Origin of the sequence: Burkholderia sp. Se-20373 (assembly GCF_017104705.1) — a bacterium.
Taxonomy (GTDB): domain Bacteria; phylum Pseudomonadota; class Gammaproteobacteria; order Burkholderiales; family Burkholderiaceae; genus Burkholderia.
The window spans coordinates 16,378-32,548 of the sequence record NZ_JAAGPH010000091.1 but is presented as its reverse complement, the minus strand read 5'-3'; the positions used below and the strand labels follow the sequence as shown (position 1 = coordinate 32,548).

Annotated in this window: 13 protein-coding genes and 2 tRNA genes; 11 read left to right on the top strand and 4 right to left on the bottom strand. The window is 66.6% G+C overall.

Features of this window, described 5'->3' with window-relative positions:
- Positions 1 to 44: 44 nt before the first annotated feature.
- The 7 genes from G3N96_RS25625 (at position 45) to G3N96_RS25595 (ending at position 7,105) form a co-directional block, all read left to right on the top strand.
- A tRNA-Leu gene (locus G3N96_RS25625) sits at positions 45 to 131 on the top strand.
- A gap of 395 nt (positions 132 to 526) precedes the next feature.
- Positions 527 to 613, top strand: a tRNA-Leu gene (locus G3N96_RS25620).
- A 529-nt stretch (positions 614 to 1,142) separates the two neighbouring features.
- A complete protein-coding gene (locus tag G3N96_RS25615) occupies positions 1,143 to 2,390 on the top strand; it encodes an ROK family protein (protein WP_206138909.1) in 1,248 nt (415 codons plus the stop codon).
- Entirely contained in the window at positions 2,377 to 3,930 is a 1,554-nt protein-coding gene (locus G3N96_RS25610; RefSeq protein ID WP_206138908.1) for a sugar ABC transporter ATP-binding protein, read from the top strand. Before G3N96_RS25615 ends, G3N96_RS25610 begins: the two co-directional genes overlap by 14 nt.
- Before the next feature lie 43 nt (positions 3,931 to 3,973).
- Positions 3,974 to 5,011 carry a ribose ABC transporter permease gene (locus G3N96_RS25605; protein ID WP_039358899.1) on the top strand — a complete coding sequence of 346 codons (1,038 nt, stop codon included), beginning with the start codon at positions 3,974 to 3,976 and terminating at the stop codon, positions 5,009 to 5,011.
- Positions 5,012 to 5,093: 82 nt separating this feature from the next.
- Positions 5,094 to 6,038, top strand: a complete 945-nt coding sequence (locus G3N96_RS25600) for an ABC transporter substrate-binding protein (RefSeq protein WP_206138907.1) — start codon at positions 5,094 to 5,096, stop codon at positions 6,036 to 6,038.
- A 131-nt stretch (positions 6,039 to 6,169) separates the two neighbouring features.
- Positions 6,170 to 7,105 carry a carbohydrate kinase gene (locus G3N96_RS25595; RefSeq protein ID WP_206138906.1) on the top strand — a complete coding sequence of 312 codons (936 nt, stop codon included), beginning with the start codon at positions 6,170 to 6,172 and terminating at the stop codon, positions 7,103 to 7,105.
- 33 nt (positions 7,106 to 7,138) lie between these two features.
- On the opposite strand, the gene G3N96_RS25590 is transcribed toward G3N96_RS25595, so the two are convergent.
- The 3 genes from G3N96_RS25590 to G3N96_RS25580 all read right to left on the bottom strand — a co-directional run bounded on the left by G3N96_RS25590 (position 7,139) and on the right by G3N96_RS25580 (position 10,182).
- Complete coding sequence (locus G3N96_RS25590) at positions 7,139 to 8,869, bottom strand: SulP family inorganic anion transporter (protein ID WP_206138905.1); 1,731 nt, start codon at positions 8,867 to 8,869, stop codon at positions 7,139 to 7,141.
- A 7-nt stretch (positions 8,870 to 8,876) separates the two neighbouring features.
- Positions 8,877 to 9,503, bottom strand: coding sequence for a ParB-like protein (locus G3N96_RS25585; RefSeq protein WP_124575680.1), 627 nt, complete (start codon positions 9,501 to 9,503; stop codon positions 8,877 to 8,879).
- A gap of 136 nt (positions 9,504 to 9,639) precedes the next feature.
- Positions 9,640 to 10,182 carry a GNAT family N-acetyltransferase gene (locus G3N96_RS25580; RefSeq protein WP_124575681.1) on the bottom strand — a complete coding sequence of 181 codons (543 nt, stop codon included), beginning with the start codon at positions 10,180 to 10,182 and terminating at the stop codon, positions 9,640 to 9,642.
- A gap of 277 nt (positions 10,183 to 10,459) precedes the next feature.
- On the opposite strand from G3N96_RS25580, the gene G3N96_RS25575 reads away from it, so the two are divergent.
- From G3N96_RS25575 to G3N96_RS25560, 4 genes are all read left to right on the top strand, one after another.
- Positions 10,460 to 11,680, top strand: coding sequence for an MFS transporter (locus G3N96_RS25575; RefSeq protein WP_206138904.1), 1,221 nt, complete (start codon positions 10,460 to 10,462; stop codon positions 11,678 to 11,680).
- A 215-nt stretch (positions 11,681 to 11,895) separates the two neighbouring features.
- Positions 11,896 to 12,717 carry a TetR/AcrR family transcriptional regulator gene (locus tag G3N96_RS25570; protein WP_089494738.1) on the top strand — a complete coding sequence of 274 codons (822 nt, stop codon included), beginning with the start codon at positions 11,896 to 11,898 and terminating at the stop codon, positions 12,715 to 12,717.
- Between the two features lie 156 nt (positions 12,718 to 12,873).
- Complete coding sequence (locus G3N96_RS25565) at positions 12,874 to 14,628, top strand: AMP-binding protein (protein ID WP_206138903.1); 1,755 nt, start codon at positions 12,874 to 12,876, stop codon at positions 14,626 to 14,628.
- 29 nt (positions 14,629 to 14,657) lie between these two features.
- Complete coding sequence (locus G3N96_RS25560) at positions 14,658 to 15,575, top strand: DUF1571 domain-containing protein (protein WP_206138902.1); 918 nt, start codon at positions 14,658 to 14,660, stop codon at positions 15,573 to 15,575.
- 27 nt (positions 15,576 to 15,602) lie between these two features.
- On the opposite strand, the gene G3N96_RS25555 is transcribed toward G3N96_RS25560, so the two are convergent.
- Positions 15,603 to 15,887 (bottom strand): PXPV repeat protein, encoded by a 285-nt coding sequence (locus G3N96_RS25555; RefSeq protein WP_206138901.1) that lies wholly within the window; start codon positions 15,885 to 15,887, stop codon positions 15,603 to 15,605.
- Positions 15,888 to 16,171: the final 284 nt, after the last annotated feature.

Below are 16,171 nucleotides of genomic sequence, written 5' to 3'. Positions count from 1 at the left end.
CGCTATAATTGCGTTCTTTCGCGATGCAGCAACAAGCGAAACGTGCCCAGGTGGCGGAATTGGTAGACGCACTAGGTTCAGGTCCTAGCGGTGGCAACATCGTGGAGGTTCGAGTCCTCTCCTGGGCACCATCTGTATTTAAAAAGGTCGGCTTCTAGCCGGCCTTTTTTCATTTCCGGCCCAGGAAGCAAAGCGCCTGCGCGCTTTGCGCGAGGACTCGAAAGGCTGCGCTTGCAAGCGCAGCCGGGGTCGCGCTTGTGTGACCGAGTCCTCTCCTGGGCACCATCTGTATTTAAAAAGGTCGGCTTCTAGCCGGCCTTTTTTCATTTCCGGCGCGCGAAAATACGCGCCAATCGCAAAATGGCGTCGTCGCACATGCAAGTGGCGCGCATGCCCGCTTCCCCGTCCTTCCCCCGACCGAACAGCGTGCTCAATTATTTTTCGTTCGCGACCTGAAATTGTGTTGACAGCCTCTTCGGACACGCTATAATTGCGTTCTTTCGCGATGCAGCAACAAGCGAAACGTGCCCAGGTGGCGGAATTGGTAGACGCACTAGGTTCAGGTCCTAGCGGTGGCAACATCGTGGAGGTTCGAGTCCTCTCCTGGGCACCATCTGTATTTAAAAAGGTCGGCTTCTAGCCGGCCTTTTTTCATTTCCAGCCCAGGAAGCAAAGCGCCTGCGCGCTTTGCGCGAGGACTCGAAAGGCTGCGCTTGCAAGCGCAGCCGGGGTCGCGCTTGTGTGACCGAGTCCTCTCCTGGGCACCATCTGTTTTATAAAAAGGTCGGCTTCTAGCCGGCCTTTTTTCATTTCCGGCGCCGGAAACACACCTCCCCATCCCGGAGAGCAAACCAGTCGCTTTGGCTTTGCACACCCGGTGCCAGCGAGCCCTAACGGCATGCGGCAAATCCGGCAACAGCCCGGCGCCACGCGCGCGGACCACCCCACCAACAAACCATCCCACGCCCGATTTTCTCGATCTCCGCGCTCCATCCCCGATTCCGGACACCCCACACCAAAGCATCCCGCCTCCACCCAAACCGGGATTTCCCTAGGCTGACACGCCGACGTGCGCGCGGTTAAATAAATCAACGTGATTTATTTAATGCGCTGCCGGACAGCGCACCATGGAAGGAGACGCCATGAGAAGCCCGCACTTCGGCCAGGGAAGCAACTCGGCCAACGTGCGCCGTTACAACGAGCGCCTGCTGCTGAAGACGCTGCGCCGCGCAGGCAGCGCGTCGAAGGCCGACCTCGCTCGCCTCGCGAGCATGACGGGAACGGCAGTCGGCAGCATCATCGCGTCGCTCGCCGATGCGAAGCTGATCGAATTCGCGGGCCGCACCGAAGGCCAGCGCGGCCAGCCTGCCTCGCTGATCCGCCTCGATCCGAGCGGTGCGTTCGGCATCGGCGTCCATCTCGACCGCATGCGCATCGAAACGGCCCTCGTCAACTTCGCGGGCGACGTGCTCGGCCGCCGCTCGCATGACACGTTGCTGCCGCCGCCCGCAGACGTACTCGAGATTGTCCGCCACGATATCGACGCGATGCAGGCCCTGCTCCCCGACCACGAGCGCGCCCGCCTGACCGGCATCGGTGTCGCGCAGCCGTACAACCTCGGCGCGTGGATGCGCGAGCTCGGCCTCGCACCCGACACGTTCCGCGCGTGGGAGGACGTCGATTTCGCGGCCGACCTCGGTCGCGCGTCGTCGCTTCCGGTGTTCGGCGAAAACGACGGCAACGCAGCCGCGATCGCCGAGCTGTTCTACGGATACGGCCGGCAGTGCGACGACTTCGTCTACCTGTTCATCGGGCCGGCCATCGGCGGCGGCATCGCGATCGACGGCGACTGCCTGCGCGGCGTGACCGGCAATGCAGGCGACATCGCCGTGATTCCCGTGCCGCCGAGCCGGCTGGCTTCCGCGCCGCCGCCACGCGGCCCGTGGGACATCCTGCTCGCACGCGCCTCGCTGCATGCGCTGGTGCGCCATCTGCGCCATCACGGCGAAACGGTCGACAACCGGGCCGATCTCGAAGCGTGCATCGCCCGCGGCCTGCCCGCCGTCGACGAATGGATCGACGATTGCGTCGACGCGCTGGCGCCGGCATTGCGCGCGGTGCTGTGCGTGGTCGACGCGCCGGTGGTCGTGCTCGACGCCGATACCGACGCGGGCCTGCTCGACGCGGTCACGACGCGCCTGCGCGCCGCGCTCGTGGCCACCGCGCCCGAAGCGCGCGGCACGCCGGTGCTCGTACGCGGCACGTTCGGCGCCGACGCCGGTGCGATCGGCGCGGCCACGCTGCCGATGTTCTTCAACTTCTCCCCGCGGGCCGGCATCCTCAAGGGCGCCCGCACCGACTCGCAGGAGGTCAACCATGTCGCGATCTGAGTCGCCCCGTCCGTTGCTCGAGATGCGCGGGATCAGCAAGACGTTCCCGGCCGTGCGTGCGCTCGACAACGTCAGCCTGACCGTCTATCCCGGCGAGATCCATTCGCTGATGGGCGAAAACGGCGCGGGCAAATCGACGCTGATGAAGATCCTGTCGGGCGCATACCGTGCCGACGCCGGCGGCGAGATCCTGATCGACGGAGCCCGCATCGACATCGACGGCCCGCTTGCCGCGCGCGATGCAGGCGTCGCGGTGATCTACCAGGAACTGTGCCTGTCGCCGAACCTGAGCGTCGCGGAAAATATCTACATCGGCCGCGAACTGCGGCGCGGCAACCGGCGCTGGGGCACGATCGACCGCGCGGCGATGGCGCGCGGCTGCGAGGACGTGCTCGCGCGCCTGGGTGCGTCGTTCGGGCCCGACACGCTCGTCGACACGCTGTCGATCGCGGAGCAGCAGCTCGTCGAGATCGCACGCGCCGTGCACACCCGGGCGCGCATCCTCGTGATGGACGAGCCGACCACGCCGCTGTCGTCGCGCGAAACCGAGCACCTGTTCCGGCTGATCCGCCAGTTGCGCGAGGAAGGCCTCGCGATCATCTACATCAGCCACCGGATGGCGGAGATCTACGAGCTGTCCGACCGCGTATCGGTGCTGCGCGACGGCGCGTACGTCGGCACGCTCGAACGCGCCTCGCTGTCGGCCGAGCGCCTCGTCGCGATGATGGTCGGCCGCGACATCTCCGGCTTCTACAAGAAGGAACACGCACCGTACGACCCCGGCCACCTGCTGCTGTCGGTCCGCGACATCGCCGACGGCGCGCGCGTGCGCGGCTGCAGCCTCGACCTGCACGCCGGCGAAGTGCTCGGCATCGCGGGGCTCGTCGGCGCAGGCCGCACCGAACTCGCGCGGCTGATCTTCGGTGCCGAACCGCGCGTGTGCGGCGACGTGAAGGTGGGCGAACGCACGTTCGGCGCGCACTCGCCGCGCGATGCGATCGACGCGGGCCTCGTCTACCTGACCGAGGACCGCAAGCGCCAGGGCCTGTTCCTCGACATGAGCGTGCGCGACAACATCAACATCTCGGTCTGCAACCGCGATGCGCGGCTCGGTGCACTCGATCTCGCGCGCGGCGCCGAACGCGCGCGGGACGCCATTGCGTCGCTGTCGATCCGCGTGCCGAACGCGAACGTCAACGTCGGCGCGCTGTCGGGCGGCAACCAGCAGAAAGTGCTGCTGTCGCGCCTGCTCGAGACGAAGCCGCGCGTGCTGATCCTCGACGAACCGACACGCGGCGTCGACATCGGCGCGAAATCCGAGATCTACCGGATCATCAACGAACTGGCCCGGGCCGGCGTGGGCGTGATCGTGATCTCGAGCGAACTGCCGGAGATCATCGGTGTCGCCGACCGCGTGCTCGTGATGCGCGAAGGCGAGATCGCCGGCGAACTCGGCGGCTACACGCCTACGCCCATCACGCAGGAAGCCATCATCGCGCTCGCCACCGGCTCGCAAGCCGAACTCGCCGACGCGCACTGAGGCTCGCCCTTTTCATTTCTTTTCTTACATTCAGGTTACCGAAATGATCAACCCGACCAAGCAGCGGAACCTCGCTTCCGCGACGGCCCAGCCGGTGGCCACCCGTACGCCGCTGTTGCGCGGCGCCGATCAACGCGCCCGCATGCAATCGCTGATCCGCACCGCCGGCATGCTGCCGGTGCTGCTGGTTCTGTGCATCGGCTTCGGCTTCCTGACCGACGGTTTCTTCACGCTGCAGAACCTGTCGATCGTCACGCAGCAGGCATCGATCAACATCGTGCTGGCCGCCGGCATGACCTTCGTGATCCTGACGGGCGGCATCGACCTGTCGGTCGGCTCGGTGCTCGCCGCCGCGGCCGTCGCGGCACTGCTCGCGTCGACCATCCCCGGCTGGGGCTGGCTCGGCGTGCCGTTCGCGCTCCTCGTCGGCCTCGTGTTCGGCGCGATCAACGGTGGCCTGATCTCGTTCCTGCGCCTGCCGCCGTTCATCGTCACGCTCGGCGCGATGACGGCCGTGCGCGGCGTCGCGCGCCTGATCGGCAACGACACGACCGTGTTCAATCCGCAGTTGCCGTTCGCGTTCATCGGCAACGGCACGATCCTCGGCGTGCCGTGGCTCGTCGTGATCGCGTGCGCGGTGATCGCGATCTCGTGGTTCATCCTGCGCCGCACGGTGCTCGGGATGCGCATCTACTCGGTCGGCGGCAATCCGGAAGCCGCCCGCCTGTCGGGCATCAACGTGCGGGCGATTCAGCTGTTCGTGTACGCGGCATCGGGGCTGCTCGCCGGCCTCGGCGCGGTGATGTCGGCCGCGCGGCTCTATGCGGCCAACGGCCTGCAGCTCGGCCAGTCGTACGAACTCGACGCGATCGCCGCGGTGATCCTCGGCGGCACGAGCTTCGTCGGCGGCGTCGGCTCGATCGTCGGCACGCTGATCGGCGCACTGATCATCGCGGTGCTGACCAACGGGCTCGTGCTGCTCGGCGTGTCCGACATCTGGCAATACATCATCAAGGGGCTCGTGATCATCGGCGCCGTCGCGCTCGACCGCTACCGCCAGCGCGATTCGGCCCGTACCTGAGCCCCTGCCCGTCCATTCAACCTGGCGGCGCTGGCCGATCCCTGCGCCCGCCCGCCAAGCCACTTCACGGAGACACAACGACATGTTCAAGCACAAAGCCGCCCTGACCGCCGTCGCCTGCACACTCGCCTTCGGCGCTTCCGCCGCGCACGCGGCCGACAAGCCGCTCAAATCGATCGGCGTCACGGTCGGGTCGCTCGGCAACCCGTACTTCGTCACGATCGTCAAGGGCGCCGAGGCGCGCGCCAAGCAGATCAATCCGAACGCGAAGGTCACGGCCGTGTCGGCCGACTACGACCTGAACAAGCAGTTCACGCAGATCGACAACTTCATCTCCGCGCACGTCGACATGATCCTGCTCAACGCGACCGATCCGAAGGCGATCGAGCCCGCGGTGAAGAAGGCGCAGGCGGCCGGCATCACGGTCGTCGCGGTCGACGTCGCGGCGGCCGGCGCGAACGCGACCGTGCAGACCAACAACGTGAAGGCCGGCGAGCTGGCATGCGACTACATCGCGAAGAAACTCAACGGCAAGGGCAACGTGATCATCGAGAACGGCCCGCAGGTGTCGGCCGTGATCGATCGCGTCAACGGCTGCAAGACCGTGCTCGCGAAAAGCGCCGGCATCAAGGTGCTGTCGAGCGACCAGGACGGCAAGGGCTCGCGTGAAGGCGGGATGAACGCGATGCAGGGCTACCTGACGCGCTTTCCGAAGCTCGATGCCGTGTTCACGATCAACGACCCGCAGGCGATCGGCAGCGATCTTGCCGCGAAGCAGCTGAACCGCCCGAACATCGTGATCACGTCGGTCGACGGTGCGCCCGATATCGAGGTCGCGCTCAAGTCGAATACGCTCGTGCAGGCGTCGTCGAGCCAGGACCCTTGGGCAATGGCGCAGCAGGCCGTCAACGTCGGCTACGGGATCATGAACGGCCAGAAGCCGGCCAACCCGATGATCCTGATCGAGCCGACGCTCATCACGCGCGACAACGTGAAGAGCTACAAGGGCTGGAGCACCCCGCGCTGATCGCGCCACCTGTTCGCCCGAGCAACCGGGCGGTGCCGGGCCGCGTCGCGACGTGCGACGACCCGCACTGCCCGTCCTTTCAGATCAACCGCTGCATGGCCGCGTGCAACGCCGCCGCACAAGGTTTCGACATGACGACGACGTTTCCCCGCCTGATCGTATTCGGCGAAGCATTGACCGATTTCATCCGCGACGACGACCAGCACTGGCACAGCGTCGCCGGCGGCTCATGCTGGAACGTCGCGCGCGTCGGTGCGCGACTCGGCGTGCCGACGGCCTTCGCCGGCACGGTCAGCCGCGACACCTTCGGTGACGAGCTGATGCGCAAGAGCGCCGACGCGGGGCTCGACCTGCGCTTCATCCGGCAGGTCGATCGCGCGCCGCTGCTCGCGATGGTCGTGTCGAAGCAGCCGCCCCACTACTTCTTCATCGGCGAGAACAGCGCCGATCTCGCGTTCGATCCGGCGGACCTGCCCGCCGGCGCACTCGACGCAGCCGAGATCGTGCACGTCGGTTCGCTCGGCGTCGTGCGCGAGCCGCTCGCGTCGCGCCTGATCGACGTGGCGCAAGCGGCACGGGCGGCCGGCAAGCGGATCTCGTTCGACCCGAACTTCCGCGCACCGATGGCCGCGCCGTCGTATCGCGACACGCTGCGCCGGCTGGCCGGGCTCGCCGACTGGATCAAGGTATCCGACGAGGATCTGCGCGGGCTGTTTCCCGAACTCGATGAAGCCGCCGCGCTCGCGCAACTGCGCACGTGGGCGCCGGACGCCGCGATGCTCGTCACGCGCGGCGCATCCGGCATGCAGCTCCTGCATCGCGACATCGTGCTGTTCCAGCCCGCGTTCCCGACCGACGTGGCCGACACCGTCGGTTGCGGCGATGCGAGCATCGGCGGCTGGCTCGCGAGCCAGCTCGCGCGTCCCGATGCATCCGCCGCCGAACATCTGCGCTACGCAGCCGCGTGCGCGGCCGTCGCCTGTGCGCATGCAGGCGCCTATGCGCCGACGTCGGCCGAAGTGACCGACGTGATCGATCGCTCCGCCGACGCCGTGGTGTCGCCATAGCACTCACCGGCGCGGCGCCCCCGCGCCGCCCCGTCACGCAGCGGTCGTGCCGTCGCTGCCGTCCGGCGTCATCCGGGCCTGCAGCAGTTGCAGGCTCTCGTCGACGCTCAGTTCGGACATCGCATCGTCGTGCAGCGTATCGTCGGCTGCGCGGCGCAACGCATGCAGCGCGTGCACCTTGAGCCGCACGATCGCGAGCCGCAACCCGCGCGCCGTGCATTCGGCCGCGAACGTGCGCAACGATTCGATCGTCGTGCTGTCGACATCCGGCGTTTCCTCGAGGCTCAGCATCACGGCATGCGCGTCCGGCGCGGCCTTCATCAGCGCGCGCACGCGGTTCAGCATCCGGTCCGCATTCGCGAAGAACAGTTGCGCCTCGGGCCGCACGATCAGCACGCCTGGCACCGGCTTCGCGTCGGCATGGCTCGCCACGTCGACGAAATCGTGGCTGTCGCGCAGCCTGCCGAGCACGCTGACGTTCGGCTCGGACAGCTTGCGCAGCGTCAGCAGCAGGCTCACGCCGATGGCCGCGAGCAGCCCGTGCAGCACGCCGAGCACGAGCACCGCGAGCAGCGCGGCGATCACGACCAGACGGTCGCGATGCCAGGCCCAGTACGGCCGGAATACCGACGGATGCAGCGAATGGCTGACCGCGAAGATCACGATCGCCGCGAGCACGGGCTCCGGCGTGCGCGCGAGCTGCGGCAGCAGCAGCCAGACGATCAGCGCGACCACGCCCGCCGCCCACAGGCCGGCAAAGCGCGACTGCGCGCCGGCCGCTTCGTTCGCCGAGGTCGCCGAATAGCCGGCGCCGACCGGCATCCCGTGCAGCAGGCCCGACACGAGGTTCGCGCAGCCGAGCGCGACGAGGTCGCGGTTCGGCGACACGCTGTCGCCATGCTTCAGCGCGAAGTTGCGGATCGACCCGTAGGATTCCGCGTACAGGATCAGCATCAGCGCGAACGCAAGCTCGATGGTTTGCATCCACGCGTTGCGGTCGAGGGTCGGCAGGCCGAACTCGATATGCTTGAAATCGATATGGCCGACGATCGCGATCCCGTATCGCTGCCAGTCGATCGCGTAGCCGGCCGCGATCGACAGCACGATCACGACGAGCGTCGCGGGCGCGCGCGAGCTGCGCCCGAGCGAGAACAGCAACGCCAGCGCAATGGCGCCGAGCACGACGCTCGCGAGATTCGCGTGCGGCGCGCCGGTGATCAGGTCGAGCGCGACATGCGGCGCATCGCTGTGCTGCACCGAAATCGCGAGGATCTTCGGCAACTGCTTGATGACGATCGTCAGCGCGAGGCCGAACGTGAAGCCGCGCAATACGGGCCGCGCGACGAAATCCGACATGCCGCCGAGCCGCGCGGCACCCGCCAGGATGAACAGCACGCCCGTCATCACGACGAGCGCCGCCGCGAGCGCGAGCTGCGCGGCGAGCGCCATCCCCGATTCCGCGAGCACGGTCGCCGCGAGCACGGCGGCCGACGACGACGTCGACGACACGATCGCGAAGCGGCTGCTGCCGGTGAGCGCATAGACGACGAGCCCCGACAGCAACGCGATCAGGCCGGCCTGCGGCGGCAGGTTCGCCAGCCCCGCGTACGCGACCGCCTCGGGAATCAGCAGCCCCGCGATCGACAGGCCGGCCAGCGCATCGAGGCCGATGCGTCGCGTGGGCGGCGGCGCGGCCGCGTCGAGCGCGGCGAAATGGTCGGCATGCTGCGGGCCGGCATCGGGGCGGATCGGGGCGGTCGTCATGAGGCGGTCAGGGCTTGACGGCGATGACGCCCGACCAGCCGGGCAGATAGCGTGCATCCTGCTCATGCGCGCGATGCAGTGCGATGTCGAGCGCCTTCGCGAAGTTCTTGCGGATCTGGTCGAGCGACACGTGCTGGCGCAGGTAGTCGGCCCACAGGAATTCGCTGAACGGCGTCGCATCCTTCGCATAGCCGCCCGCCGTACGCAGTTCTCCGGCGAGGCTGCGGTACGGATCGTCCACGAGCCCCGTCAGCGCCTTCGGCAGATTCGCGTAGTCGCGGCGCGTGCCGTCCGCGCCGAACGGATGCACCCACTGGTTGTGTTCCATCATCCGCCAGAAGATCGTGTCGTCGAGCCACGACAGGTCCTTCAGCAGCATCGCGTTCACGCGCGCCTCGCCTTCCTCGATCAGCGCAAGGCCGAGGTGGTGGTGATCGGTGATGTAGTGCAGCCCGTCCGGGCCGAGCACGGCCGGGAACCAGTGCGATTCGATCGCGGCCTTGCGTGCGCGCTTGTTGAGCGCCTTCCAGTGCTTGCGCTTCGCCTTCACTTCGCGATAGCCGACCGTCATCTGCGTGGGACGCAGTTCTTCCAGCTTGACGGGAATCAGGTGAACGTCGTTGCCGAGCGCCATGGTCGTACCCCATGTTACGAAATTCCGGCAACGATACTCCTGATCAAGCGAGCCGTTAATACGTCATGACCTCGATACGCCTGCGGTTGACGATCTCTGACAACCGCCCGACGGCCCGCCCACGCATGACGCCGCGCTACGTGCGCAGATCGTTGCGTTCGAGACGATGTCGAATGTAAGGAATGCCGTCGTGCACGACGCTCACGCGACGCATCCCGAGCTTTCGCGCGACATTCAGCGAGCCGCTGTTGGCCTCGGCGATATCGGCGATCACGCGCGGCAGGCGCACGGTGTCGAACGCGTGACGCACGACGGCCGCCGCGGCTTCGCTCGCGATGCCGCGCCCCCAGGTCGCACGCACCAGCCGCCAGCCGATCTCGACGTCGTGCGCGCCGTCCACATAGTCGGGAATCAGCAGGATCCAGCCGACGAATGCGTCGGGGGCGGCTTTCTCGAAGATCGACCAGTAGCCGAGGCCTGGCGGATAGTCGCACGTGATCCGGTGCGTGACGAAGCGACGATGCTCGACGGGATCGTGCCACGGGCCCGCGATGTGCCGCGTGACCTCGGGATCGCGATCCATCGCGACGCACGCGTCGAGATCGGCCAGCACACGCGGACGCAGCCACAGCCGCGCAGTCTCGAGCACGGGCAGCGTGGCGGCGGAACGTTCGGTCATCGGGACTCCTGATTCGGTGACGATGCGCATCGGGCGCATTACAAAACAGATACAAACAGCCTTCCGGAATGATACAGAGGCCTGTCGCCGGCTGCGCGCGACGGCATTGCCATTTCCGAAACAGTTCATTTCCTAGGGATTATTCCCGATTCGACGGTATCGCGCCCCACATCGTCCTGCGCCGCCGCCTACACTCGATCCATGCCCCCGCACCGCGCGCAAGCCGGGACGGCATCCGCATCCACGACGTGCGCAAGCCAACGAGGAGACCTCGGACATGAGCTGGACCCGCGAACAACGCAACGTCACGATCGCCGCTTACCTCGGCTGGACACTCGATGCGTTCGATTTCTTCCTGATGGTGTTCGTGCTGAAGGACATCGCCGCCGAATTCGGGTCGACGATTCCCGCCGTCGCGTTCGCGCTCACGCTGACGCTCGCGATGCGCCCGATCGGCGCCCTGATCTTCGGCCGGCTCGCCGATCGCTTCGGCCGCCGCCCGACGCTGATGGTCAACATCGCGTGCTACTCGCTGCTCGAGCTCGCATCGGGTTTCGCGCCGAGCCTGACCGCGCTGCTCGTGCTGCGCGCGTTGTTCGGCGTCGCGATGGGCGGCGAATGGGGTGTCGGCTCGGCACTCACGATGGAAACCGTGCCGACCCATGCGCGCGGCTTCGTGTCGGGGCTGCTGCAGGCCGGCTATCCGAGCGGCTACCTGCTCGCGTCCGTCGTGTTCGGCCTGTTCTACCAGTACATCGGCTGGCGCGGCATGTTCATGGTCGGCGTGCTGCCCGCGCTGCTCGTGCTGTACGTGCGCTCGCACGTACCCGAATCGCCGGCATGGAAGCAGATGGAAAAACGCCCGCGCCCGAGCCTGGGCACCACGCTGAAGCAGAACTGGAAGCTCACGATCTACGCGATCGTGCTGATGACCGCGTTCAATTTCTTCTCGCACGGCACGCAGGATCTCTATCCGACGTTCCTGCGCGAACAGCATCACTTCGATCCGCATACCGTGTCGTGGATCACGATCGTGCTGAACATCGGTGCCATCGTCGGCGGCCTGTCGTTCGGCGCGATCTCGGAGCGGATCGGCCGGCGTCGCGCCATCTTCATCGCCGCGTTGATCGCCCTGCCCGTGCTGCCGCTGTGGGCGTTCTCGAGCGGCCCGGTGGCCCTCGCCGCGGGGGCGTTCCTGATGCAGATCTCCGTGCAGGGTGCGTGGGGCGTGATCCCGGTTCACCTGAACGAGATCTCGCCCGACGAGCTCCGCGCGACCTTCCCCGGCGTCGTCTACCAGCTCGGCAACCTGCTCGCGTCGGGCAACGCGACGATGCAGGCCTCGCTCGCCGTTTCGAACAACGACAATTACGGCTTCGCGCTCGCGCTCGTGGCCGGCATCGTCGCCGTCGTGATCGCCGTGCTGATCCTGTTCAGCCGCGAGCGGCGCGGCATCGACATGACGCAATCGGTCAATACGCGTAGCACGGTCGGCTGAACCCGCGCATTGCCGCACCGCATCATCGCGCGTGCCCCGTCCTGCCGAGGGCACGCGCGATACTTTCCGCATTCGCACATCGAACTAGAGGAATTTGTCCAGATTCCCCGCTTGCCCGCTCCGTCCGCGATTTTTTATCTTAATAAAAACGGCTGTTTGAATCAGACAAACAAATCACCAGTTCGCGGCCGGGCGACCGGCATGGGAGGCGGGACATGGCAGTAAGTCAGGAGGGGCGGCCATCCGCGGGACGGCCGTCCGGGGCACGGTCATCCGGCACGCGGCAGACCGGCGGGACGAAGGCACGCATCCTCGATGCGGCCGAGGACCTGTTCATCGAGCACGGCTTCGAGGCGATGTCGATGCGCCAGATCACCTCGCGCGCGGCGGTCAACCTCGCCGCGGTCAACTACCACTTCGGCAGCAAGGAGGCGTTGATCCACGCGATGCTGTCGCGCCGGCTCGACCAGCTCAACCAGGAGCGCCTCGGCATCCTCGACCGCTTCGATGCGCAACTCGGCACGCACATCACCTGCGAGCACGTGCTCGGCGCGATGTTCATTCCGGCGCTGAAGGCCTCGCGCAATCCCGAACGCGGCGGGCCCGGCTTCCTGCGCCTGATCGGCCGTGCGTACACCGATCCGTCGCCGTTCGTGCGCAACTTCCTGACCGCGCATTACGCGAGCGTCGCGGGCCGCTTCTTCGACGCGTTCCAGCGCGCGTTGCCGCACCTGCCGCGCACGGAGCTCGGCTGGCGGCTGCACTTCGCGATCGGCGCGCTGTCCGGCGCGCTCGCGGGCGCCGAAACGGAAAGCCTGATCGACGAGTTCTCGCAAGGCCGCACGATGAACGACGTGCAGATGATCGCGCGACTGTCGTCGCTGATCGTCGCCGCGCTGAAAGCGCCGATGCCCGACAGCGCGCAATTGTCGATCTTCGCGGCCGTGCTCGACGATGCGGGAGCCAGCGAAGCGTTCGGGCTGCCGCAGTCGGCTGCGACCGCCGTCGATACGGCGACGCTGCATTCCACGAACTGAGCGCGCGAGGCCACGCGCCGCTTCCTGTTCACGATTTGATTGAAACGCGCGGTCGTGCGGGGCGTCGAGGCGTCCCGTCGATCGACCGTGCGGCACGGGGCACGGGCCGGCGCCGAAGCGCCCGCCCTCGCCGAGAGCAAAGACCGGAGACTCGTCATGTCATCTTCCGCAGCAACCGCAGCGGCCCAGGTTCCGCCGAACACCGACGGCATCTGGTACGCGTCATACCCGCCCGGCGTCCCGCACGAGATCGACGTCACGCAGTACGCGTCGCTCGTGCAGTTCTTCGACGAATGCACGAGCCGCTTCGCCGAACGCGTCGCCTACGTGAGCGCCGGCGCGTCGATGACCTATCGCACGCTCGCGCAGAAAGTCGACGCGTTCGCGTCGTACCTGCAAGGCATCGGCATCAAGCCCGGCGACCGCGTCGCGATCATGCTGCCGAACACGTTCCAGTACCCGGTCGCGCTGTTCGGCACGCTGAAGGCCGGCGCGATCGTCGTCAACGTCAATCCGCTCTACACCGTGCGCGAACTCGCGCACCAGCTGAAGGACAGCGGCGCGCAGACGATCGTCGTATTCGAGAACTTCGCGCGCACGCTGCAGGACGCGCTGCCGGAAACGCAGGTGAAGAACATCGTCGTCACCGCGCTCGGCGACCTGCTCGCCGACGGCTTCAATGCGAAAGGACGCCTGATCAATTTCGTGCTGAAGCACGTGAAGAAGCTCGTGCCGGCCTACCACCTGCCGCAGGCCATCCGGTTGCGCTCGGCGCTTGCGCTCGGGGCGCGCGGCAAGCCGCAGCCGGTGCCGATCACGCGTGACGACCTCGCGTTCCTGCAATACACGGGCGGCACGACCGGCGTCGCGAAAGGCGCGATGCTCACGCACGGCAACCTGATCGCGAACCTGCTGCAAGCGAAGGCCTGGATCGCCGACCAGGTCTCGGGCGACGTCGAAACCGTGCTCACGCCGCTGCCGCTGTATCACATCTATTCGTTGACGGTGAACGCCTTCATCTTCATGGGCCTCGGCGGGCGCAACATCCTGATCGCGAACCCGCGCGACATGACGATGGTGATGAAGATCATCCGCAACGAGACGTTCACCGGGATCACCGGCATCAACACGCTGTACAACGCGTTCCTCGACAACGAGGAATTCCGCAAGCGCGATTTCTCGAAGCTGAAGCTCGCGATGGCCGGCGGGATGGCGATGCAGCGCGCGGTCGCGGAGCGCTTCCAGCAGGTGACGGGCCGGCCGGTCGTCGAGGGCTACGGCCTGACCGAGTGCTCGCCGATCGTCACGATGAACCCCGTGGACCTGAACGACATGGCCGCGTTCAGCGGTTCGATCGGCCTGCCCGCGCCGTCCACCGTCGTGCGCTTTCGCCGCGAGGACGGCACCTGGGCGCCCGTCGGCGAACCGGGCGAGCTGTGCGTGCGTGGCCCGCAGGTGATGCGCGGCTACTGGCAGCGCCCCGACGAGACGGCCAAGGTGATCGACGCAGACGGCTGGCTCGGCACGGGCGACATCGGCGTGATGGACGAACGCGGCTTCATCCGCCTGATCGACCGCAAGAAGGACATGATCCTCGTGTCGGGCTTCAACGTGTATCCGAACGAGATCGAGGAAGTGCTGGTGATGCATCCGGGCATCAGCGAAGCCGCGGCGATCGGCATTCCCGACGAGGTGCAGGGCGAACGGATCAAGGTGTTCGTCGTGCGCCGCGACCCGGCGCTGACGGTCGACGACGTGCTCGCGCACTGCCGCAAGAACCTGACCGGCTACAAGATGCCGAAATTCGTCGAGTTCCGCGACGCGCTGCCGCAGACGAACGTCGGCAAGATCCTGCGCCGTGCATTGCGCGACGAGGAACTCGCCAGAATCAAGGCCGCGAAGCAAGGCTGAACGAACCATCGCCCCGGGAGATGCCGCCGATGAACGAAGGAAGGAAGCGCCACGCGCGGCATGCCGCCGCCGCGGCAGTTGCGTGCATGCTGTCGCTTGCCCAGACTGGCCTGCATGCGCAGGAAGCGGCCAGCGCCGTGGGTGCGGCGCAGGAGGTCGCCCTGCCGGCCGATCTCGCGAAAGTCACCCGCGAGCCGGTCGCGCAGCAGGCACGCTGGCTGCGCACGGCCGCGCAGCGCGGTACGCTCGCGCAACTCGATGACGCCACGCTCACGACGCTCTTCAAGGCGCTCGATCCGCTCGCCGTGCCGCTCTATATCCGTAACGGTCCCAACGGCTATCCGTCCTACCAGTTCACGATGGTGCGCCAGGAACGCATCAGCGGAAAATGGTCCGATACGCCCGACCGCATGCTCGTGAAGACCACCCGCGAGCCGCTGCGCGTCTATGCGAAATGGCTGCCGGGCGGCGCGCACGCCGGACAGGAGACCATCTACGACACGACGCAGCGCAAGGACGAGATGTACGGCCACCTCGGCGGCCTGCTCGGCAAGATTCCGCTGTGGACGGCGATCGACGGTGCACTCGCGCGCGCCCAGTCGAATCACCAGGTGAAGGATCTGGGCACCGAATTCATCACGAACCTGTACCTGACCGAAGGGAAGAAATATCTGGAAGCCGGCGTGCAGCGGCCGACCGATGTGGAAGCCAGAACGATCGACGGCGTGCGCGTCGTTACGCTCACCTACGAAACACCGACCGGGCGACCGCAGTTCTACGCGAAGAAGGAAGTTTTGGGGCTCGACCTGCACGCGCCCTATTTCCGGACCGTCGAATCCTATGACAACGACGGCAAGATCTTCGAGCGGATCGTGATCGAGAAAATCGCCCCGGCGACGCTCGACGACACCGCATTCGACCCGAAAAACCCCGACTACGCGTTCTGATGCGCGCCGGCGGGGCTGGCCTCGGGCTCAATCGTCATCGTCGTCGCCGTGGTGCCGGTGCCAATGCTTGTCATAGTGCTTGCGCCACTTGCGATAGCGATCGTCGTCGTCATCGCCGTAGTAGCCGTATCCGTAGCCTGGATAGGCGACCACGGCAGGTTGCGGCGCCACATAGACCGGGGCCGGCTCGACATAGACCGGCGCGACCGGTACGCCGATGCCGACCGACAGGTCGACATGCCCCGCCATCGCACTGCCCGAAGCCAGCAACGCCACGCTCCCGACCCACCCTGCCCATCGTCTCTTGTTCATGTTCCGAATCCCTGATATGCCGGCCCGCCCGGCTCGCGCGACTAAAGTAAACATCGCGCGCGAACCCAGGTGATACGGCCGTGCGAGAGTCGTAACGCGACGTAACGAAATGGTATTAGCCGTTTGGCCGAATCGCGAAAATGCGCTGGAACGTCTATAGTGGGTTACGGTTCGACACAATCACGACTACGCGCTCCCCGATTGAACAGGGTAGAATCCCGCCAAACACCTTGTGGACGAACACGCCACACACACGCACAACATATTCTCTGACGCAGGCTCCT